The organism is Natronorubrum amylolyticum (genome assembly GCF_052040145.1).
In the GTDB taxonomy this organism is placed as follows: Archaea; Halobacteriota; Halobacteria; order Halobacteriales; family Natrialbaceae; genus Natronorubrum.
This window is the reverse complement of sequence record NZ_JBPPFW010000006.1, coordinates 67,544-87,079: the sequence shown is the minus strand read 5'-3', so window position 1 is coordinate 87,079 and position 19,536 is coordinate 67,544. Positions and strand designations below refer to the sequence as shown.

20 protein-coding genes and 1 pseudogene are annotated in these 19,536 nt (G+C 61.7%); 13 read left to right on the top strand and 8 right to left on the bottom strand.

The window, feature by feature from the left end:
- Positions 1-92: 92 nt before the first annotated feature.
- From ACSFDB_RS19800 to ACSFDB_RS19785, 4 genes and pseudogenes are all read left to right on the top strand, one after another.
- Positions 93-266, top strand: coding sequence for a hypothetical protein (locus tag ACSFDB_RS19800; protein ID WP_440772621.1), 174 nt, complete (start codon positions 93-95; stop codon positions 264-266).
- 3 nt (positions 267-269) lie between these two features.
- Positions 270-641, top strand: a complete 372-nt coding sequence (locus ACSFDB_RS19795; RefSeq protein ID WP_440772620.1) for a (2Fe-2S) ferredoxin domain-containing protein — start codon at positions 270-272, stop codon at positions 639-641.
- A 58-nt stretch (positions 642-699) separates the two neighbouring features.
- Positions 700-2,382, top strand: a complete 1,683-nt coding sequence (locus ACSFDB_RS19790) for a class I adenylate-forming enzyme family protein (RefSeq protein WP_440772619.1) — start codon at positions 700-702, stop codon at positions 2,380-2,382.
- Positions 2,383-2,390: 8 nt separating this feature from the next.
- Positions 2,391-2,916, top strand: a pseudogene (locus ACSFDB_RS19785) (MaoC family dehydratase).
- 176 nt (positions 2,917-3,092) lie between these two features.
- Here ACSFDB_RS19785 and ACSFDB_RS21070 read toward each other — a convergent pair.
- The 3 genes from ACSFDB_RS21070 to ACSFDB_RS19775 form a co-directional block, all read right to left on the bottom strand.
- Positions 3,093-3,251: a hypothetical protein gene (locus ACSFDB_RS21070; RefSeq protein ID WP_502260898.1), complete on the bottom strand. Its 159-nt coding sequence runs from the start codon at positions 3,249-3,251 to the stop codon at positions 3,093-3,095.
- Positions 3,252-3,403: 152 nt separating this feature from the next.
- The gene (locus tag ACSFDB_RS19780) at positions 3,404-4,327 is read right to left on the bottom strand and encodes a diacylglycerol/lipid kinase family protein (RefSeq protein WP_440772725.1); all 924 of its coding nucleotides are present in this window, start codon (positions 4,325-4,327) and stop codon (positions 3,404-3,406) included.
- 273 nt (positions 4,328-4,600) lie between these two features.
- Entirely contained in the window at positions 4,601-4,933 is a 333-nt protein-coding gene (locus tag ACSFDB_RS19775; RefSeq protein ID WP_440772618.1) for a hypothetical protein, read from the bottom strand.
- Positions 4,934-5,103: 170 nt separating this feature from the next.
- On the opposite strand from ACSFDB_RS19775, the gene ACSFDB_RS19770 reads away from it, so the two are divergent.
- The gene (locus tag ACSFDB_RS19770; protein WP_440772617.1) at positions 5,104-6,291 is read left to right on the top strand and encodes a thiolase family protein; all 1,188 of its coding nucleotides are present in this window, start codon (positions 5,104-5,106) and stop codon (positions 6,289-6,291) included.
- Between the two features lie 82 nt (positions 6,292-6,373).
- On the top strand, positions 6,374-7,444 hold the full coding sequence (locus tag ACSFDB_RS19765) for a quinone-dependent dihydroorotate dehydrogenase (RefSeq protein WP_440772616.1): 1,071 nt from the start codon (positions 6,374-6,376) through the stop codon (positions 7,442-7,444).
- Positions 7,445-7,471: 27 nt separating this feature from the next.
- Here ACSFDB_RS19765 and ACSFDB_RS19760 read toward each other — a convergent pair whose 3' ends face one another.
- Entirely contained in the window at positions 7,472-7,702 is a 231-nt protein-coding gene (locus ACSFDB_RS19760) for a hypothetical protein (protein ID WP_440772615.1), read from the bottom strand.
- 146 nt (positions 7,703-7,848) lie between these two features.
- On the bottom strand, positions 7,849-9,216 hold the full coding sequence (allB, locus tag ACSFDB_RS19755; RefSeq protein ID WP_440772614.1) for an allantoinase AllB: 1,368 nt from the start codon (positions 9,214-9,216) through the stop codon (positions 7,849-7,851).
- A 278-nt stretch (positions 9,217-9,494) separates the two neighbouring features.
- On the opposite strand from allB, the gene ACSFDB_RS19750 reads away from it, so the two are divergent.
- The 4 genes from ACSFDB_RS19750 to ACSFDB_RS19735 all read left to right on the top strand — a co-directional run bounded on the left by ACSFDB_RS19750 (position 9,495) and on the right by ACSFDB_RS19735 (position 14,421).
- Entirely contained in the window at positions 9,495-10,472 is a 978-nt protein-coding gene (locus tag ACSFDB_RS19750) for an NAD-dependent epimerase/dehydratase family protein (RefSeq protein WP_440772613.1), read from the top strand.
- A 244-nt stretch (positions 10,473-10,716) separates the two neighbouring features.
- A complete protein-coding gene (locus tag ACSFDB_RS19745; protein WP_440772612.1) occupies positions 10,717-11,070 on the top strand; it encodes a hypothetical protein in 354 nt (117 codons plus the stop codon).
- Positions 11,071-12,278: 1,208 nt separating this feature from the next.
- Positions 12,279-12,785: a helix-turn-helix transcriptional regulator gene (locus ACSFDB_RS19740; RefSeq protein ID WP_440772611.1), complete on the top strand. Its 507-nt coding sequence runs from the start codon at positions 12,279-12,281 to the stop codon at positions 12,783-12,785.
- A gap of 169 nt (positions 12,786-12,954) precedes the next feature.
- Complete coding sequence (locus tag ACSFDB_RS19735; RefSeq protein ID WP_440772610.1) at positions 12,955-14,421, top strand: DUF7282 domain-containing protein; 1,467 nt, start codon at positions 12,955-12,957, stop codon at positions 14,419-14,421.
- Between the two features lie 123 nt (positions 14,422-14,544).
- Here ACSFDB_RS19735 and ACSFDB_RS19730 read toward each other — a convergent pair whose 3' ends face one another.
- Both ACSFDB_RS19730 and ACSFDB_RS19725 read right to left on the bottom strand, forming a co-directional pair.
- Positions 14,545-15,048 (bottom strand): DUF7344 domain-containing protein, encoded by a 504-nt coding sequence (locus tag ACSFDB_RS19730; RefSeq protein ID WP_090311557.1) that lies wholly within the window; start codon positions 15,046-15,048, stop codon positions 14,545-14,547.
- 369 nt (positions 15,049-15,417) lie between these two features.
- Positions 15,418-15,579: a DUF7563 family protein gene (locus ACSFDB_RS19725; RefSeq protein ID WP_175529395.1), complete on the bottom strand. Its 162-nt coding sequence runs from the start codon at positions 15,577-15,579 to the stop codon at positions 15,418-15,420.
- Positions 15,580-16,175: 596 nt separating this feature from the next.
- Between ACSFDB_RS19725 and ACSFDB_RS19720 the strand changes: the two genes are divergently transcribed.
- From ACSFDB_RS19720 to ACSFDB_RS19710, 3 genes are all read left to right on the top strand, one after another.
- A complete protein-coding gene (locus tag ACSFDB_RS19720) occupies positions 16,176-16,508 on the top strand; it encodes a helix-turn-helix domain-containing protein (protein WP_440772609.1) in 333 nt (110 codons plus the stop codon).
- Positions 16,509-16,735: 227 nt separating this feature from the next.
- On the top strand, positions 16,736-17,011 hold the full coding sequence (locus tag ACSFDB_RS19715) for a PadR family transcriptional regulator (RefSeq protein WP_006091066.1): 276 nt from the start codon (positions 16,736-16,738) through the stop codon (positions 17,009-17,011).
- A 212-nt stretch (positions 17,012-17,223) separates the two neighbouring features.
- Complete coding sequence (locus ACSFDB_RS19710; RefSeq protein WP_440772608.1) at positions 17,224-18,207, top strand: DUF8471 domain-containing protein; 984 nt, start codon at positions 17,224-17,226, stop codon at positions 18,205-18,207.
- Positions 18,208-18,747: 540 nt separating this feature from the next.
- On the opposite strand, the gene ACSFDB_RS19705 is transcribed toward ACSFDB_RS19710, so the two are convergent.
- Complete coding sequence (locus ACSFDB_RS19705) at positions 18,748-19,275, bottom strand: DUF7344 domain-containing protein (RefSeq protein WP_440772607.1); 528 nt, start codon at positions 19,273-19,275, stop codon at positions 18,748-18,750.
- Positions 19,276-19,536: the final 261 nt, after the last annotated feature.

Genomic DNA, 19,536 nt, shown 5'->3' with positions numbered 1-19,536 from the left:
CGATACGACGAGAGTATCGCTCGAGAGATAAATCGAACGAACGACCGGTATCTTTACAATCGCATTTGATCTATCTCAACCTAACTTTCAGCATGGAGACGAACGATACCGTTCGCAGTCGATTCGAACCCGCCCGCACCGGACTGACGCCGCTCCGGGCCGTGATCTGGGCGCTGGTCGCCGTCTCGTTCAACCCCGGTCGACGGCGTTCGGAACCGTCCACTGACGCTGGTGACTCGTACGAAGCCCTGACGATCAGTCCATAACCAATGCAGGACCGAACCGACAAACAGCGCGACCGACTCGCCGCACAGGTGTTCGTCTGCACGAACGACCGCGACTCGGAGTACGCCTGCTGTGCCGATGTCGGCGGCCAGGAGACCCTCGAGGCGATCAAATCCTGGCTTCGCGAGCGCAACGCGTTCTGGAGCCCGATTTCGGTAACCGAAACCGGCTGTCTGGGCCTCTGCAGCGAGGCGGGAACGGCGATCGCGATCCAGCCGCGAAACCGGTGGTACTCGGATATTCAGCCCGAAGACGTTCCGACGCTTCTCGAGCGCGAGTTCGGTCCGAACGCCGACCGTGTCGGCGAGGCGTTCAGCGAGGACGCGGGTGACGGCAAGCACGCAGCCGGCGATTGAGAACTGATCACCCGTCACAACTGTTTTGTCGTCCGATTCCGACTGGTTGCGTACGATAATGCTCGCCTGGCCGGAGGAAACCATCTACGAGGGCGTGGCGTCGGTCGCGGCGGATCGACCGGACCGGGCGGCCGTCGTCTTTCGAGGATCCGCCTGGAGCTACGCGGAGCTGCTCGAGGAGAGTCGCGCGCTCGCTCACGGGCTCGCCGACCTGGGCGTCTCGGCGGGGGACGTCGTCGCCGTCTGGCTCGGAAACCGGCCCGAGTGGATCGTCTGTCAGCTCGCGACGTCGTTTCTCGGCGCGGCGATGGTCGCCGTCAACACGCGCTACCGAACCCACGAACTCGAGTACATGCTCACCGATTCGGCGGCGAGCGTGCTCGTCACCGAGGAGTCGCTGCTCGGCCGGAACTACCACGAGATGCTCGAGACGACGGTCCCCGAGGTGGCAAAACAGTCGCCCGATTCGTTCGCTCCCGACTCGATCCCCGCGCTCGAGGCGGTCGTCAGCCTCGATTCGTCGTCGAACCTATCGGCACTGCGCGGGTACAATACGGTACTCGGGACGGGATGTGATCGGCTGGAAAGCGAGCAAAACTCGCTCGAGCCAGCGACCGATCCGACCGCGCCGGCGGCGATTTTCTACACCAGCGGCACGACGAGCGATCCGAAGGGCTGTCTGCAGTCGAGTCGGTCGCTGTTGAACCACTCCGCCCACGTCGCGGACCACCTCGACGTCACTGCAAGCGACACCGGCGTCGCAACGCTGCCGTTCTGCGGGATCTGGGGGTACAACACCCTGTTCAGTCACCTCGCGACCGGCGCGACGGTCGTCGCACAGACCCATTTCGATCCCGAGACGACCCTCGGACTGGTCGACGAGTACGACGCGACCGCCCTCACCGGACTCGGCGTGATGTTCGAACGGCTGCTCGAGCACGAGTCCTTCGCGCGGTCGCGCGTTGAGACGATCGAACGCGGGGTAGTCGGCTTTATCAGTAAGGGATACGACGAGCCCCTATTCGAGCGCATCGAGGAGACGTTCGGGTTCCCCGTGGTCCAGCCCTACGGGCTCTCGGAGGCGAACAGCCAGATCTTCGTCGGCGATCCGGACGATCCGATCGACCGCCGGAAACGCGTCGGCGGGCCGCCGATCCACCCGGCGATCGACGCGACGATCGTCGACCCCGAAACCCGGGAGGAGCTACCGACGGGCGAGGAGGGCGAACTCGCCCTCCGGGGCTACCTGCTCGCGGACGGCTATCTCGGCAAACCCGAGGCGACTGCCGAAGCCTTCAGTGAGTCGGGTTGGTTCTACACCGGCGATCTCGCGACCGTGGACGACGACGGCTCCGTCTACTACCGCTCGAGACTCGACGACGCGCTCCGAACGCGGGGCTTTCTCGTCGCGCCTCGCGAGATTGCGGCTACCGTCGAAGAGCACCCGGGCGTTCGCTCCTGCGAAGTCGTCGGCGCACCCCACCCCAGGCACGGTGAAGTGCCGGTCGCGTTCGTTATCACCAACGGTGACGGACGTGACGGTGACGGAAGCGACGGGAACGGAGGTAACAACGTGTTCGCAACGGATTTGGAGTCGTTCCTCGAGGACCGCGTGGCCGACTACAAGGTGCCCGCCGCGTTCGAGTTCGTCGACGAGTTCCCGACGACGGAGGGACCGAACGGCGAGAAGGTACAGAAAACGCTATTGCGAGAACGAGTGCAGGACCGGTTCACCGAGTGAGATACACGATGGATACCCCAGAGGCGGACGGAGGAGACGAACTGGACGAAACGCAACGCGCAGACGACAAGTCCACTGACAAACGACTCGTCTCGGGCTGGCACGGCCGCTACTACGAGGACTTCGAAGTGGGGGATATCTACAAACACCCCTTCGGCCGCACCGTCACCGAGACGGACAACGTCTGGCTGACGAACGTGACGATGAACCTCAACCCGATGCACTTCAACGAGGCCTACGCCGCCGAGACGGAGTTCGGCGAGGCCTCGTCGACGACACCTTCGTCATCGCGCACCCGTCTTCCACGGCGACACCATCTACGCCGAAAGCGAGGTCCTGAGCAAGCGGGAACTCGAGTCCCGCGACCACGTCGGCATCGTCGAAACCGAACTCCGGGCGTACAACCAGGACGGTGAGCACGTGTTGAGCGTAGAGCGAACGCCAATGGTGCTGAAACGCGAACACGCCGAGCCGTCGGCTGCGAAACCGCCGGGATGGCTCGAGGGGATCGGCACGCAGCCGGAGGACTGCTAAAAAGCAGCATCAGTAGCATTTTCAAACAATCAGCTTTGTTGAAATCCTCAATCGATGATAGTTTTCAGCTACCGTGCTGAATACACGCGTATCGCCTTGGCTTGGGTTCGCATCTGATTGGGAGGAATCGAGTAGTTGGAAATATCTGATGAGATTTTAGGGGAAAGTCTGGTCTTCTATACGGTAAACGGTGTTCGGTAAGAAGAGTCACCGTTTTGGGGTTGAACCCAGCCGTTGAGGGAGACCCGAATCTTCCTTTCGTGAATTACATCGGCTTCTTCAGGCCCGTCGGAGACCACGACGTAGTCGTAGTGTTGGCTCAGCAGTTTCCACACTATGGACGGATCGTTCTAACAGGCTCAAAGCGTTTGCAAAAGATAGCAAACCCAAATTGGTCACTGTAATACCAGCATTCTCCTATCAACCAGTTCAGTCATGCAGCGGTGAAACGAAGGACGGCGAGACGCGGACTACAACCTTGGGGACCTTATTCTGTCGTGCGCTTACCCCACTCCTCCGGATTCGGATCGTAACTGGGGCCGACGAAGAACTCCATTGCTCCCGGCTGGCTATCGACTGTGAGTTCCGTCTCGTCAATCATCTCACCGTCGAGACTGAACTGGACTGGCGCCCCCTCGTGCGTTACGTGGAGGTGTGACGTCTTCAGTCGCGTGAGGTACGTGGCGTTGCGACGGAGCAGTTTGTCAGCAGCACCCGCCGCGAGGTAATTGAGCGTCGGCGCGTCCTCGATAATGACGACGTTTACCTGCCCGTCCTCCATGTTCGCCTGACGCATTCGTTCGCCGGGGAACCGTCTACCGTTCCCAATCAGCAACATCAGCGCATCTCCGGTCCAAGCAGGGTCGCGGTCGGGCCCCACTGAGACGTGTAGTTTCAAACTCTCGAAGTCCTGAGACACCGACATCGTCGTAAGTACGTACGCCAACACGCCGAGTCGTCGCTTGCGGGCGGGCGTCGTCTTCGCACTCGCATCTGCCGTCAGACCACCGACACACGAGTTCAGGAACGGGCGACCGTTCGCCATCCCTACGTCAAGCCCACGCGGTTCATTGGATTCGATTACCTCGAAAGCGTGCTCGACGCCGCGGATGCCGACGTTGTCCGCAAAATCATTCCCAGTCCCAGCCGGGATGACGCCCAGCGAGACCTCGTCTAACTTCTCCGCTTTGAGTACGCCCGTGAGCGTCCCATTCAGAGTTCCGTCACCGCCGCAGGCAACGACTGTATCCGCGCGCTTCGCTGTCTCGGCCGCAAGTTCGACCGTGTGGTCGCCCCCCTCGCTATCCAGGACCTCCCAGCCGCGCTCGATTGCCATCTCCCGTGCTATCTGGGTTCGCTTCCCGTCGCCACTACGGGGATTTCTGACGACGACCGCACCTGATCCACTCATACCACACCGTGACGCCACGCCCTGAAATGGATGGCGACGACGCCTTTATCATATGACTACCATCCACTACTTATGGTCAAGATTCTGTCAACAAACACTAGTATTTTATCATGAGAGCGTGACCAGAACGACTGTGTTCGATCGCGACCTGCATACGCACAGTCGGTTCTTTCACCGCGCTCCCGAGTTCGCGGTTGGCTACGACCCTCATAGCGTACGGGCAACGCTCAGGATAGCACGCCGACGCGGACTCGACGGAGTCGCAGTTACGAATCACGACTTCTTTCGGCGCGAAACCCTATTAGCGATGCCTGTATCCCCGGTATTGAGATATCGACGACAGAGGGCTATCTTCTCGCTATCGGCCCGAAGCCACCCGAACGCACGTATTCCGGTACCCTTTCTCCCGAAGAAGCCGTCGAACTCGCACACCAGCACGACTGCGTCACAATCGTCGCCCACCCGTTCCGGAACAGTCGCCTTCGGGAGAGCGACGCGGACTTCGACGCGATAGAAATCAACGGTAAACACCCAGAGCATCGGGAGCAAATCCAACGTAATGGCTCTATTGAAATTTTCATCAGATGATAGGTTGAGACCACCCATCGGTCAGTATAGGGCAAGGGGTGTGTCCGTCGAATCAGTTTTCCACTCGTACCATCAGTATCCGTCCTTTCTACCGACACTGCTCGCACTGCAGAAAGCAGACCCACATCGCTTCCGAACAATTGTGGCCTCACGCCAACATTGATCCGAACCCGCGTGGTCGACCCACTATGTCCAGCACTGACTCCGACACCGACATCGTCCTCGTTGACGGCGCACGAACGCCACACGGAACGCTCCTCGGATCGCTCGCGGACGTCGAACCGGTCGAGTTGGGTCGCATAGCCGTAGATGGACTCCTCGATCGAGTCTCCATCGACGAAACCGACGTCGACTGGGTGGCCCTCGGCAACGCGATCCAGGCCGGAATCGGGCAAGTTCCGGGTCGACAGGTCGTCGTGAAGTCCGCGCTCCCGAACGAGACGCGGGCGACGACGATCAACGAGGCCTCGGGATCGGGAGTGAGCGCCATCTCGCTCGCTGCGGACCGAATCGCGGCGGGCCGGGACGAGTTCGCGATCGCCGGCGGGTTCGAATCCATGTCGAACGCCCCGTGGATCCTGCCGGGCTACCGGAAGGGCCGCCGCTACGGGAACGTCGAACTCGAGGACTCGATGCTGCTCGACTCGCTGTGGGACGTGAACCTCGACGTTCACATGGGCGAGATCACCGAAGGGCTGGTCGACCGCGAAGCGGTTTCGCGCGAAGCACAGGACGAGTACGCCCTCGGAAGCCACCAGCGCGCCGCCGAAGCGATCGAATCCGGCACGTTCGACGACGAAATCGTCCCCGTCGAGACGAACGGCGAGACGGTCGACACCGACCAGGGACCGCGACCCGATTCCACGCTGGAGAAGCTGGCTGAACTGCCGACACCGTTCGCGGAGGACGGCACGATCACCCCTGGAAACGCCTCGAAACTCAGCGACGGTGCGGGTGCGGTCCTGCTGGCCGACGAGGCCGCGGCCGCGGATCGCGGTCTCGAGCCGATGGCGCGCGTCGTCGACTATGCGACCGCTTATCGGGACCCCGATCGGTTCAACGAGGCCGTCGGCGACGTGGTCGCGGACTTGCTCGAGCGAAACGACCTCGCCGTTGAGGACGTCGACGCCTACTGGATCAACGAGGCGTTCGCCGCCCAGGCGGTGTACGTCATGGACCGGATCGGCATTCCGCGGGAGAACATGAACCCGAACGGCGGGGCGGTCGCCTTCGGTCACCCGATCGGCGCCTCCGGCGGGATGCTCGCGGCCAGCCTCGCCTACCAGTTTCGAGACGATCCGGACGTCTCCCGCGGCTTCGTCGGCATGAGCATCGGCGGCGGCGGCGCGATTATGGCGCTGCTCGAGGAGTACTGACTCCCAGTCGAGAACCGACGACGCGGTTCGTCGCTCAAGCCCTTCGGGACGTTTAGGTAGCAGCCGTTCCGAAGGTCCGTCAATGACGCTGTACTCGCGGGTTCGCCCCCTCGCGTTCAAGCTACCGGCCGAGACGGCCCACGACCTCGGCAAGCGGACGCTCCGGACCGCTCAGTCGACGTGGCCCACGCGAACGGCCCTCTCGGCTGCGTATCAGTACGAGCATCCGGCCCTCGAGGTCGATCTGTTCGACACCACGTTTCCGAACCCCGTCGGCGTCGCCGCGGGGTTCGACAAGAACGCCGAAGTGACCCACGCCCTCGAGGCGCTCGGCTTCGGCTTCGTCGAGATCGGTACCGTGACGCCCTACCCCCAGTCGGGGAACGATCGGCCGCGGCTGTTCCGGCTGCAGGAAGACGAGGCGATGGTCAACCGGATGGGATTCAACGGGCAGGGGATGGAGCGCGTGAAGTCGCGAGTCGAGACCGACGGCACGCCCGACTTCCCGCTCGGCGTGAACATCGGCAAGATGAACTCCTCGAACGAGCGGGAGGCGATCGAAGACTACCGGCGCGTCTTCGACCGACTCTCGCCGTTCGCCGACTACGTCGTCGTCAACGTCTCCTGTCCGAACACGCCCGACGAGTTCGACGAGGCCTCGCCCGACCACCTGCGAGAGATTTTCGAGACGCTCGAGGACGAAAACGACGCGGACGCCCCCATCCTGGTCAAGATCGGTCCCGACGAACCCGAGGAGTCGGTACTCGATCTCGTCGACATCGTCCAGGCGTTCGATCTGGAGGGCATCGTCGCGACGAACACCTCCACGAGCCGCGAGGGTCTCGAGTCGCCGACCCGGGAAGAGTGGGGTGGTCTCAGCGGAGCCCCGCTTCAGGACCGGTCGACCGACGTCATTCGAACGGTTGCCGAGTACACGGACGGCGAGCTCCCAATCGTCGGCGTCGGCGGCGTCGACTCGCCGGGAAGCGCCTACGAGAAAATTCTGGCCGGCGCCTCGCTCGTCCAGCTGTACACCGGATTCGTCTACGAGGGGCCGTCGACGGCGAAACGGATCAACCGAGGGCTGGTACAGCTACTCGAGCGAGACGGCTTCGCGTCGGTCGAAGAAGCTGTTGGTTCGGGCCTCGACTAAACGGCCGTATCTGCGTAACTACATCGATCAGTCCGCAGGCTCGGGATCGTCGATCGCGTCGTCGAGCCCGTGCATCTCCGCGGGACCGACGGTCTCGTCGGTGCGTTCCTCGTGAATCTCACGACTCCCGGAATCCTCCTGCTGGGGTTCGACCACGGGTTCCGCGTCGCCGTCGGTCACGGAAAGGTACACCGACCGAAGCTGTTCCGTCTTATCCCCTTCGCTGGCCTCGTCCGTCTCGGAGTCGATAGCTGTCATCGTTCGTGATCCTCATCGGTTCCAGTGGTGCCGGTTGCGAATATAAGCCGATCGCCGCTTTCAGAAAGTGAGAATCGTCACGGCGAACGACACCGAATAGCCGTTCGGCCGGAAAAATCGATCAAACGGGAACGAAGCCGTGGTTCTCAGTCGACGTCGACACGCGTTCCGTAGCCCGACTCGCCGACGACCGCGCCATCCTCGTAGACGACCTCGCCGCGGACGACCGTCGACACCACGTTTCCGGTGAACGACTCGCCCACGAACGGCGTGACGCAGTTCTTCGAGTGGAGTTCGTCGCTACTCTCGAGCGTCCACTCCCGATCGGGGTCGACGATCGTAAAGTCGGCGTCGGTGCCGACCTGCAGCGATCCCTTCTGGGGGTACATGCCCCAGACCTGTGCCGGTCGGGTCGAGTGGCGGCGGACCCACTCCTCGAGCGTGAGGCGACCCTGATCGACGAAGGAGAGCATGACCGGGACTTCGGTCTCGAGGCCAACGAATCCCGAAATCGCCTCCCAAGTGTTGCCGAAGGGATCGTCGACTTTCTTCTCCTCGGGGGTGTGTGGTGCGTGATCGGTCGCGATACAGTCGATCGCGCCGTCGTCGATCCCGACCGCCCAGAGCTTCTCGCGCTCCTCGGCGTTTCGAATGGGAGGCTGAATCCGCGCCGGATTCCCCTTCTCCCGCATGACCTCCTCGGTAAACCAGAGGTAGTGAGGCGTCGTCTCGGCGGTCACGTCCACCCCCCGGTCCTTCCCGCGGGCGACGGCCTCGGCAGCCGATCCCGAAGAGACGTGGTACATGTGGATCTTCGCGCCGGTCTCCTCGGCGAAGGTAATCATCCGTTCGACGGCCTCGCGCTCGGCGATCACGGGCCGGGAGTGGGAGTGATCGATCGGGGCGTTCCGCCCTTCAGCCTGGAACTGTTCCGTGTAGTGATCGATGATCTCTCCGTTCTCCTCGTGGAAGCCGAGGCGCTTGCCCGTCTCCCGAATCTGCTCCATCGCCTCGAGGATCTCGCCGTCGTTCGGCGGCGGCACGTCGCCCACCGTCGATCCGAGGAAGATTTTGTAGCCGAGCGCGCCGGCCTCGTCGATGGCCGGAATCAGATCGAGGTTCTCGCTCGTGACGACGACGTAGCTCTGGAAGTCGACGTGCGCGGCGGCCTCGCCGCGCTCGAACTTCAACGCGAGGTGCTCGGGACGGTCGATGACGGGATCCGTGTTGGGCATCCCGACGACGGTCGTCACGCCGCCGGCGGCGGCCGCTCGCGTCGCGGATTCCCAGTCTTCCTTGTACTCGAGGCCGGGTTCGCGGTTGTGAATGTGGCAGTCGACGATCCCCGGCACGAGGACGTTTTCGTCGGCATCGACGACGCGATCCGCGTCGGGCAGACGGTCGCTCCGACCGACGGCGACGATCTCACCGTCCTCGACGGCGACGCCCGAGTTCGGCGTCCGCCCGGCGGGAGTCACCACGGTACAGTTGCGTACGACGAGGTCGACGGTCATTGCCGGGAGTTGCCGAGCGCGGCGCATATAGCTTCTGTTGGGCGGTGAGCGCAGAGGCCGCGTTCCCGAGCGACAGTTGCCTCGAGCCCCGCGGGCGCTCGAACGTGTCGACTGGGCCTCTCGGTTCCCGGCGGGCCGTCGAACCCGAAGCGTCTCGATGGGGGGAGCCAGTCCGGAGATGAAGCCGGCTCAGTAGCGAACTACTAGCGCGCGTAGGGACCGAATACGGTAGGGTACGAGTGCTATACTAAACGGCGGGGAAGTGGGACGGAGAGTAGATGGATTCGCCAGCGATTCGTGACAAGACGGTGCTCGTGACCGGTGGGGCGGGCTTCATCGGCAGTCACCTCGTCGAGGCTCTGGCCCCGCACAACGAGGTCCGGGTACTCGACAACTTCTCGTCGGGCGACCGGACGAACCTTCCCGAGGACGTGACGATCGTCGAGGGAGATATCCGCGATCCGATCGCCCTGCAGCAGGCGGCCCGCGGCGTCGATATCATCTTCCACCACGCCGCCGTCGTCAGCGTCTCCCGAAGCGTCGACGCCCCCCGCCAGAGCAACGAGACAAATCTCGACGCGAGTTTGCTCGTCTTAGAGCAGGCCCGCCAGGAGGACGCACGGGTCGTCGTCGCCTCGAGCGCGGCGGTTTACGGCCATCCTGACGAGCTTCCGGTTTCGGAGACGGCGTCGACCGAGCCGTCGTCACCGTACGGCATTCAAAAGCTCGCGCTCGATCAGTACACCCGACTCTACGAGGACCTGTACGGTCTCGAGACGGTGGCCCTACGGTACTTCAACGCTTACGGACCGCGCCAGCAGGGCCCCTACAGCGGCGTCATCTCGACGTTTCTCGAGCAGGCGCGCGCGGACGACCCGATCACGGTCGAGGGCGACGGCGAGCAGACCCGCGATTTCGTCCACGTGAGCGATATCGTCCGAGCGAACCTCTACGCGGCAACCACCGACGACGTCGGCGAAGCGTACAACATCGGGACGGGGACCCGAATCTCGATCGAGGAGTTGGCCGAGACGATTCGAGACGCGACCGATTCGTCGTCGTCGATCGTGCACCGCGACCCCCGCCCCGGAGATATCAGACACAGTGGGGCGGATATCGACAGGGCGAAGCGGACGCTCGGGTTCGAGCCGCGAGTGAGCCTCGAGTGCGGGATTCAATCGCTCGTCGACGGAACGCGGCTCGCACCGGTCGACGACACCGAGACCCTCCTCGAGTCGGCGACGAACAGTCGCTAGCATCCGGGCAATCGTTCGTCCGATCGCACGACCGCTGAGTGAGGGGTGTGAGACCCGTTTTGAAGCGACGGAAAAGGTGACAGCCATCGGAATCCGATCCGTGGCGGCGGAGCCACGACCGATGTCGTGTTGGGATTAAATAACCGGTGAGTGTCTCAAAAACCGACTTCTGAGGCCGTACAACACGGTTTTCATGAGTGTAGGTGAAAGATAACTAACGGTATCCGCAGCCTCGAAGGGACGTATGATCGAAAGCCTCATCGTATTCGCAGTGAGCCTACTCATCGGCGCTATCGGCATCTACGCCGGTGCAAAGGTGATCGTCGACTCCGAAGACTACACGTACGCACTCGTCACGGCCCTGTTAGGGGCGATCATCTGGGGCGTCGTCGGGTTCTTCTTCGGCTGGATCCCGCTGCTCGGGCCGCTCCTGGTCTTCGTCGCCTATCTCGCAATCATCAACGCCCGATACCCGGGCGGTTGGGTCGACGCGGCCGCGATTACGATCGTCGCCTGGCTCTCCGTCCTGATCGTGCTCTACGTCCTCGCACTCGTCGGCGTGACCGGATTCGACGCCGTTGGTGTGCCGGGCGTCTAACGTGAGCGACGGCCAGCCACGTCACTGCGGAATCGGGCGCTCAACAACACTGTTCTCGCGGCTTCCGTGACGAGAGCACCGCGTGACGAACTCGCACCGGCGCGTCGTTTCGACTTCGACGTCGATCCGGGAGCCGGCTTCTCGCTCAAGCCAAACGGAACCGTCGTCACAGTCTGGACTGCAAACGGAGACGACGCATCGGTAGCAGCCACCACTCGGGCTCGATAGCAGCTATCACTCGGAGTTGGTAGCCGTCGAAATGACCGAACAGTTCGCTCGGTCGCGAGCGACGGATTGCGGCCGGATGTCCCATCGGCCTCAGTGGGCCATCACGTTCACTGGTCACCCGAACGCGTGCTCGCGATCACTGTGGTTTCGACCGACGATGGCGACCACACCGGACTCGAGACGGTGTTCGGAACCGATCCGTTGTGGAACAGCGATCGCTCGAGCACCCTCCTCATCTACCCCTCCGGAGGGCATCGGCTCGTAACGCGACAGCAGAGAACGACTTCTGTCCTCGAACTCGCCCGCCAGTTCGGCGGGACCGGGTCCGGAGATGGCGTGTAATCCAGTTGCCCCCCACTCGAAGTAGCCGACGGACTGGCGGTCGTCGTCGGTCGCCGACCGCCACGACTGACGATGGCAGCAACAGATTGATTCACAACAGCAACGACAGCCACGGCCGACATACCACTGACAGAATCGCTCTCTGCCGCCACGACCGACCCGTTGGTAGCGATAAATTGAACGGATTTCGAGAGACTCACGGAAGTATTTACTTACCGACTAAATCGAGTGGAATCCGAGCTAGTCGTTGCGAACGTCCGACCGAGTTTATTCGAACCCTCGGTCTACGTATCGTCGGAGCAACACCGAGTGATCGCCGTCGCGGCCACCAACTCCCACGGTGAATGCGGCAGCTTCGGTGGTGGAGAAGCACCAGTGAACACAACCGACGCAATCGGCACGGGGTTTCGAGCGAGCGGATCGTGTGCGACAACTGTACAGCGCTGCTGTGCACGAGCCCGAACTGTACGCGATCTAACTGTCGTCCGTCCACGACATCGCGACAGGAGACGAGCGCACGATCTATCACCTCCCATGAGATACGATATCGTACGAATAAATGATTGATAAAAAACATTTTGAGGAGCGGTCACGACGGTATAGAGAAACGTGAGTGAAACCAGCCACACCCAGCCCACATGAGCATTCAGTTCCGAGCCTCCGTCGCGGCGGTCGCCGCTTTCAGTACGGTCAGCACCGCATCAGTCCCCACCGGCACGAGCGTCGAGACACTCATCCCACTTATCGTCTCCAGCCACGGACAGCCGGCCCAGATCGGGTGGAGCCCACACCTCGCAGCGCTGATCGGCATTCTGGCACTCGCGCTCCTCGGTGGCGTCCTCGCCGCCCGCAACCGATTTGACGAGCGGGACACGCTCGTCACCGAGTCGGAGCCACGGAGCGAGGAGTTCCTGACCGACCGAGAGCGAGTTCAACAACTCGTCCGCGAGAACGGCGGTCGGATGAAGCAATCGAGAATCGTCGACTCCGTCGACTGGTCGAAAGCGAAGGTCAGTCGACTGCTCGCCGAACTCGAGGAGGAAGGCCGAGTCACGAAACTTCGTCTCGGTCGGGAGAACCTGGTCTGTCTCCCGGGTCACGAGCCGACGGCCTCCCAGTCACCAGAGAAACCGAAAAGCGAGTGACGGCCACCGCTGACAGCCGTAGCAAACGTATCAGCAACTATTGCTTTCGTGGTGCGAAGCACTGCCTGAAGCAATCCCTACCGGCCGTAGGATGCGATTTCCGGCCGCAATGGTTGTGGCGGTTTATGCGGGCTAATAGCCATTAGCCGGTGCCTTACGGCAGACAGACATGACTACACGCAATCAGCTACTCGTAGTACTCACCGCCTTGATGATGGTGTGCTCGAGCGGGGCGATGGTCGCGGGTGCGGCGCCGACCGCGACCCTCGATGAGCACGACGAGGACGAGTACGACGATTCAGACGCGGGCGAGGACACAGATGCGGACGGAGATGACGCGGATCCCGACGACGCTGACGAGGAGGTGGATCCACCTGAGGACGGCGTCGACGAGGACGCCGAAGCGACCGTGACGTTCACCGACCAGGAACTCGAGAACGACACGGTCGTCGTCGACGAAGTGACGGTCGATGACGGCGGCTTCGTCGTGATTCACGACAGCAGCCTGCTCGCGGGCAACGTCTTCGAGAGCGTCATCGGCGTCTCCGAGTATCTCGACGCGGGGACACACGAGAACGTCGAAGTGACCCTCGACGAGCCGCTCGAGGAGGACGAGACGCTCATCGCGATGCCCCACTTCGACACGAACGACAACGAGGAGTACGACTTCGTCGAGACCGACGGTGCGGAAGACGGTCCGTACCTCACTGCTGACGACGAGCCGGTGACCGACGAAGCCGTCGTCACCGTCGACGCGGAATCGGAGGAACCGCCCGAAGAGACCCCTGAAGCGGTCGAAGAAGAGCCAGTAGCGGAGGAGCCGGTTGACGAAGAGGGTGTAGACGTCGACGAGGAACCGGTTGAGGAGGAGCCAGCCGACGTGGCCCCTGACGATGCTGACGACGAACCACCCGAAGAAGAGCCTGACGCAGTCGAAGATGAACCGGTAGCGGAGGAGCCGGCTGACGAAGAGGCTGTAGACGCCGACGACGAACCAGTTGAAGAGGAACCCGAAGCGGTCGATGACGATACCGTCGACGTTCTCATCGAAGAGGTGACGATCTTCGTGTTCTTCGATGAACTACCGCACGACAAGCCAGCCGACGGCCACCACGTCGACGTCGACGCGAACGATGTCGATGTTGACGACGATCTCGAGGGCGCTGCAATCGACGGCGACGCAGCCGAAACCGATGCGACTGCCGGTGACGATGCGGCTCACGACGGTGCGAACGAGACGTACGATCTCGACGAACTCGGCTACACGTTCACCGATATCGAACTCAACGTCACTATCGAGACGGTGACGATCGTGCCGATTTACGATCACCACGGTGACGACCACCATTACGACGCCGACAGCGGTCACCACCATGCCGACGGCGACCACCACGACGCCGACAACGGAACGGACGGCGTCGAAGCGGATTCAGTTGACGACGCACACGATGCAGCCGACCACGACGAGTACGACGTCGTGATCGAACACGCGTCCGTCTTCGTGTTCGTCGGTGATCTCGGTGAGCTACCACACCACCCAATCGACGACGGATCGGCTGAGCACTCCGACGACTACGACGATGCTGGCGACGACGACGGTGCCGACATCCAGCCCGCCATCGCGAGCGCGCTCTAGGCACAGCTCGTCGGATCACCCCGTCGAACAGCCGCTTTTCTCGGCGCTATCGAACCGCAGACCGAAACGCGTTCTCAAAAGTCACTCACTGACAGCAGCGCCACACGACAGCCGATAGTGGCGTCACGCGAGCAGCCGATACAGGCTGCTCGCAGCAACGGCCAACAGCACGACGACGCTCGAGAGAACGGGATCGACGCTCGAAAGCAGCGGAATCCCGAGCCCGGCGAACGCGATCACAGCGAGGCCGAGCAGACAGACGGCGAAGTGAAACCGGAGCGCCGTCGACTCGGTCTCCCCGTGGCCGTCGATGTACTGCAGGACATCGTCGAAGTTCGGACCCCGCTGGATCGTCTTCGCGTCGGAATCGTACTCGATGACGGCATCCTCCTGGAGCTGTGGAAGATGCGTCTGCTGGAGGGAGACGTAGACGCTTTTGTACAGATTGTTCGGAACAGGTGTCGTGTCGGTTTCGTTGGCAGCGATCTCCGATGCGATGTCGGAGACGTCGACCTGTCCGGCCTCCTCGGCGAGGAGTTGGACGATAGCCCGCCGTCTGTCGTTCCCGAGGATGTGGAACACTTCACTTTCGGCGAGTGACTCGGAACGATTGGTCTGGACAGACATCGATCAGGAAGAGCGCGTATTGTCGACGAGCAGTCCACCACCAGGTACCATACGCATCGTCGTTTCGCAGACCACTAACTTTAACTTTTGCAGACTAGATCCCACCTGACCTGCCGCTGACGCGGCCAGCACGACCAGAATAGCAGTAAGTTCGGGATACACAGGTGTCTCTCGACACGTCGATGAGGCGGTCGGCGGTATCGCTGACGAGACCGTTTTGTCAGCGCGGTGCCGAACGAACTGGCTGAGAACACGAATCGGGATCGATTTCGGTCCGGGAAGGAGTCGACGGCGTTCGGCGGGCGGTCGCTCGTAATCACCGAATCGGGGTGTCGCGCAACGAAATCGGACCGCAAAATCGTGTCGCCCTCACTTACCCGGCAGATGGTTACCGGACTGCATCTCACGATAGGTCGTACAGGCCGGACAGCCGTGGACGATATCTCCGTTGTCACCGAAGACGCGTGCGAACTGTTGGGTTACATGGGTGCCACAGTTGCGACATCGTGCGCCTGCGGTCGACGATTCCATGGGCTTCCAATCTTGTTGGGTGGATTTCATGGTTGGATGGGGGGGTACTCGGACGAGGCGAGTGGGCGTCGGTCACCGACGTCGGTCGGTCGTCGAGACCGACCAGCGATGGCGCAGACACCGGTACATCGCCGAAGTCGTCCGGGCATCACTTCTATCGAGGGGAGCAAACGTGGATAAAGGACGCCGACCGTTCACCCGACGCACAGCCGTGAGAACCGCGAAATACGGGGTTTCCGCCCTGTACCCTACGATAACAGCGGTGTGTCACCGAATGACGATAGTTCGACAGGACGGTTTCCACACCGAGTTTAGATGGCTTGCCTTGCATTCGACGGGCAAACAGCGGATTGACCTATCCCATACCGTCCGAAAGCTCCCATTTCCAGATAGAAATTAGGAGTTTCGCTAAAGAATGATCTTGTTTCGAGATATAAGGTACATCGTTATAAAATACCACTATCGCTTACTCATCGTCGTGCTGGAACATACTGGTGCCCATGATGGGGATGGACCGTATTCCCGGTCGACCCGTCTCGATCCCCCGCTCGTGAGAGTGAACGGCTCCAACCCGCCACAACTGAGTGATTTCGACGATGTCAATGCAAGCGAGTAATACGCGATCCGAACCGACGCCAGAACCGTCCGCCCAACTCGACGTCCTCGGGGACGAGTGTGCGCGAACGATCCTCGTCGCGACGAGTGACGGACCGAAGACGGCGAAGGAACTGACCAACCGAACGGATAGCTCGTCGGCGACGGTGTACCGACGAATCAACAACCTCCTCGAGAGCGATCTCCTCTCGGAGTGCGTTCGGTTCGACGACGACGGCTCGCACACGACGGCGTACGAGGCGACGATCGAGACGCTGCAGGTCCAGATCGGTGGGGACGGGATCGACGTCTCGGTGTCGGAGATCGACGACTGACGCGTTCCGAATCGCGGTAGTGCTGATGTGATCCGGACTGAACTGACGAACCGGCGTCGGACGTACAATCCGAATGAGCGACTCTATCGGTTCGAATAGTAGTGTCCGAGACTGTCTCGAGAACGTTCACTTTAGTTCGTCGAACATGTCTTGAAAGGAGTTCTAACACTGCTGTATGATACGGATAACAAATATCTATTCAGTGGAATGGTCACTGTGATTGAACAATGCACGATCTGACCGGCTTCCAACGCGACCTCCTGTACGTGATCGCAGGTGCCGATCAGCCCTCAGGACAGACCGTCAAGGACGAAGTCGAGAAGTACTACAGTTCGGAGATCAATCACGGTCGCCTCTATCCGAACCTCGATACACTCGTGAATAAGGAGCTGGTCGAGAAGGGACAGCTCGACAGACGAACGAACTACTACGCGATTACGGACGACGGTCGAGAGCGAATCGACGAACGTCGCGAGTGGGAAGCACAGTACGTCGACTTCTAAAAGTGCGATACGAGACGAGTATCGTCGATCGACAACGGGCGTCGAGAGCGTGAGTGAGACTGACGTCCCACCGGTACCGAACGGGGCCGATATCGCGGTAACCCGGGCATAACAAAGCAATAGAGAGTCCTTTGAGATAACGATTCGAGAATGATATTCGTGTCGGCTCGAGCCAGGCGAAAGACTGACCAGCACCATCTAGTGGTCGATCGATGAGCCACGAAACGAGTACACAGACGGGATTCGGTGTCGTCCGGGAGTATCCGGTAGATCTCGCGGTCGTCTCAGTCGCCGCAGTACTGGCGTACGGGGTAGCCACGTGGTTTCCGGAAGGAAACGTCCTCAGACTGTTCGTGACGTTCCCGCTCGCGTTGTTCCTTCCGGGATACGCACTCATCTCGGTGCTCTTTCCGGCGGGAGATCGGAGCGCGCGGAAAACGACATCAGCGTCCATCGAAACGCGGCCTCGCGGAATCGACGTCGTGGAACGACTCGGACTGTCGTTCGCGGTGTCGCTCGCGATCGTTCCCGCGCTCGTGATCGCGCTGCCGTTTACTCAGTGGGGTCTCGCAACCGGTTCGATCGCGGCTGCACTCGTGATCGCCACCGTCGTTCTGGCACAACTCGGCGCCCTTCGTCGGCTCCGAACACCGAAGCCGGAGCGATTCGTCGTCTCCCCGCTCGCGTCGGTCTCGAGACTTCGGCAGGATGAAAGCGCCGTCGCGACGGTCTCGTCCGCGTTGCTCGTCCTCGCGATCGGGCTGGCTGTAGGGGCCCTTCTCATCGGGTTTCTTGCCCCAGTCTCGACGGGCGGGTTCAGCGAACTGGCACTGTACAGCGAGAACGACGACGGTGACCTGGTCGCCGGAGGAATCGACGACGAGATCGAGGCGGGCGAGTCGGTTCCGGTGACCGTCTCGATCGAGAACCAGGAGGGCGAGGAGACCGACTACACGGTCGTCGTCCAAGAACAGGTGATCGAGGACGGTGAGGTCGTCGAACGAACCGAACTCGACGAGCTCGAGACGACGCTCGACGACGGCACGACCGGGACCGGCGAGCTAGCAATTACGCCGACGGCGGGCGAGGGAGAGACGGTCCGTATCAGCGTCCTCATGTACGAGGGTGACGCGCCCGACGAACCGACGAACGACAACGCCGACGAGGACACCTTCTTCTGGGTGACGACCGAGTAACGTCCGTCGCCGTCTCTTCGGTCCTGTCCACCGCTCTTCGGGCCCAAGCCGAGCCGTACCGACACTGGACAGTCGCTACCAGGCGGAACGGCTGGGCAGCCGTCGCAAGCTGGAACTGGGACGCAATCGTGTTGATCCGACACAGCACCGCAATTGTGACCGGACGAAACACCGATTTTACTGCCGAGGGGACGCCACAACGGTCGAACCGGTTCACGTCCGCAGCGTTCCGCGACAGCCAACTCGAGACGCCCACTACCCGCACATCGGCTCGGAGACGAAAACGACGACCGTCGCGGCGGATACGTCATGTCTCAGTCAATGTCGTGAGTAGCGTCCGCTCCCGATGGCACGGTCGTTGCGCGATGGATCGAAAACCGTCTCGCTCGATAGTATCAGTTCGACGAGAGCGACCGCTCCAAACCACGAACGAGGGCAGTCACGAGAACCCAGATCGATGATGCAACCGGTCTCGAGCCGGAGACGCCGCTCTCGGTGAGCGAAAAGTCCGGTCGACCCAGAGCGAGATGGCACGCTCGGTTACAGTGCCAGTTGCAGGTCGAATTCGGGGCGACGCGAGACGTGTTGGGCGACCGAAACCGCAAGAACGAGCAGACACAGGACCAGTGCGATCGCCGGTGCGACGGTCGCCGTCAAGGGACCGATCGAGAGCCACGACAGCGCGACCCCGATCACGCCAAGCGCCGTGACCGACGCGTAGAGCCGATGCCAGGGGCGCTGATTCTCGAGTCGATGATCGAGGTACGGCTCGAAGACATCGTCGCCCGGAAGGAGATCGATGGCGTGATCGTCCGGATCCCAGTCGACGATGCCGTGCTCCTCGAGCATCGGCAGATGGGTCTGGTACAGGGAGATGTAGACGCGCCGTCGCTGCGTGCGCGTGACATCGTCCGAGTCGATACCGTTCTCCCAGGCGGCGACCTGCTCGACCAGCGGAGCGAGATCGCAGCTCCCTCCGTGTCGCTTGAGATACTGGACGGCTCGGCGTCGCCGGGCGTTGCTAAAGACGTCGAACAGTTCGGCTTGCGTCAGTTCGTGTTTAGACATAAGCGTCCTCGCGTTCCCGAAGTGGCTCCCATTCCCGTGTCACGGGTATGTTCGGATACCTCACGATACCGAATGCCAGACTGTGGCACTTTACTATCACTCGACTACCCTGGCGAAAGGTATCTGTACCAGTCGGTTGCCATGACCGACATATAATCCAATATTTCCTCACGAATACGGACCCGGAGCGATCGAACAGCGGAGTGAACGGCTGGTTCTCGACAATTCGGCAATACTCCGGTTCGTCGAGAGTATAGCTCC

Bases quoted from the DNA above. Each gene is read 5' to 3' on its own strand.
- ACSFDB_RS19705 (WP_440772607.1), bottom strand. From the start codon at position 19,275: ATGTCTAAACACGAACTGACGCAAGCCGAACTGTTCGACGTCTTTAGC.
- ACSFDB_RS19770 (WP_440772617.1), top strand. From the start codon at position 5,104: ATGTCCAGCACTGACTCCGACACCGACATCGTCCTCGTTGACGGCGCA.
- ACSFDB_RS19790 (WP_440772619.1), top strand. From the start codon at position 700: ATGCTCGCCTGGCCGGAGGAAACCATCTACGAGGGCGTGGCGTCGGTC.
- ACSFDB_RS19765 (WP_440772616.1), top strand. From the start codon at position 6,374: ATGACGCTGTACTCGCGGGTTCGCCCCCTCGCGTTCAAGCTACCGGCC.
- ACSFDB_RS19730 (WP_090311557.1), bottom strand. From the start codon at position 15,048: ATGTCTGTCCAGACCAATCGTTCCGAGTCACTCGCCGAAAGTGAAGTG.
- allB (WP_440772614.1), bottom strand. From the start codon at position 9,216: ATGACCGTCGACCTCGTCGTACGCAACTGTACCGTGGTGACTCCCGCC.
- ACSFDB_RS19735 (WP_440772610.1), top strand. From the start codon at position 12,955: ATGACTACACGCAATCAGCTACTCGTAGTACTCACCGCCTTGATGATG.
- ACSFDB_RS19795 (WP_440772620.1), top strand. From the start codon at position 270: ATGCAGGACCGAACCGACAAACAGCGCGACCGACTCGCCGCACAGGTG.
- ACSFDB_RS19725 (WP_175529395.1), bottom strand. From the start codon at position 15,579: ATGGAATCGTCGACCGCAGGCGCACGATGTCGCAACTGTGGCACCCAT.
- ACSFDB_RS19715 (WP_006091066.1), top strand. From the start codon at position 16,736: ATGCACGATCTGACCGGCTTCCAACGCGACCTCCTGTACGTGATCGCA.
- ACSFDB_RS19750 (WP_440772613.1), top strand. From the start codon at position 9,495: ATGGATTCGCCAGCGATTCGTGACAAGACGGTGCTCGTGACCGGTGGG.
- ACSFDB_RS19740 (WP_440772611.1), top strand. From the start codon at position 12,279: ATGAGCATTCAGTTCCGAGCCTCCGTCGCGGCGGTCGCCGCTTTCAGT.
- ACSFDB_RS19760 (WP_440772615.1), bottom strand. From the start codon at position 7,702: ATGACAGCTATCGACTCCGAGACGGACGAGGCCAGCGAAGGGGATAAG.
- ACSFDB_RS19780 (WP_440772725.1), bottom strand. From the start codon at position 4,327: ATGAGTGGATCAGGTGCGGTCGTCGTCAGAAATCCCCGTAGTGGCGAC.
- ACSFDB_RS19710 (WP_440772608.1), top strand. From the start codon at position 17,224: ATGAGCCACGAAACGAGTACACAGACGGGATTCGGTGTCGTCCGGGAG.
- ACSFDB_RS19775 (WP_440772618.1), bottom strand. From the start codon at position 4,933: ATGGGTGGTCTCAACCTATCATCTGATGAAAATTTCAATAGAGCCATT.
- ACSFDB_RS19800 (WP_440772621.1), top strand. From the start codon at position 93: ATGGAGACGAACGATACCGTTCGCAGTCGATTCGAACCCGCCCGCACC.
- ACSFDB_RS19745 (WP_440772612.1), top strand. From the start codon at position 10,717: ATGATCGAAAGCCTCATCGTATTCGCAGTGAGCCTACTCATCGGCGCT.
- ACSFDB_RS19720 (WP_440772609.1), top strand. From the start codon at position 16,176: ATGTCAATGCAAGCGAGTAATACGCGATCCGAACCGACGCCAGAACCG.